This is a genomic window from Mesorhizobium sp. M7A.F.Ca.CA.004.12.1.1 (assembly GCF_003997835.1).
Lineage (GTDB): Bacteria > Pseudomonadota > Alphaproteobacteria > Rhizobiales > Rhizobiaceae > Mesorhizobium.
In genome coordinates this window covers 1-440 of sequence record NZ_RZRK01001514.1, presented here as the reverse complement: position 1 = coordinate 440, position 440 = coordinate 1, and the positions used below count along the sequence as shown (strand labels likewise).

Genomic DNA, 440 nt, shown 5'->3' with positions numbered 1-440 from the left:
GAGGAGGTCTCTCCTCCTTTCGGTGATCGTCCCTGTGGCCGACCTTGCGGCGCATGGCATTGAACCAGGACATGACGGTCTCAGAAGGTCTGCCCGTGAGCCATCGCCAGGTGCTCGATGATCGGCCCGACGGCGAGCGCCGGGAAGAAGGTGAGGCCACCGACGATCAGGATGACGCCGACCAGCAGTCCGACGAACAGCGGGCCATCGGTCGGGAAGGTGCCGGCGGAAGCCGGAACCGTTTTCTTCGCCACCAGCGAGCCGGCAATGGCCAGCGCCGGGATGATGACCAGGAAGCGGCCCATCAGCATGCCGATGCCGATCGTGATGTTGTACCAGGGCGTGTTGCCGCTGAGGCCGCCAAAGGCCGAACCGTTGTTGGCCGCCGCCGAAGTGTAGGCATACAGAACCTCGGAGAAGCCGTGCGGGCCGGCATTGCC

1 protein-coding gene is annotated in these 440 nt (G+C 65.2%); it reads right to left on the bottom strand.

Annotated features, from left to right (window positions below):
* Positions 1-80: 80 nt before the first annotated feature.
* Positions 81-440, bottom strand: a 360-nt coding sequence (locus EN984_RS37320; protein ID WP_206517605.1) for a potassium-transporting ATPase subunit KdpA, incomplete at its 5' end; no start/stop codon positions are given.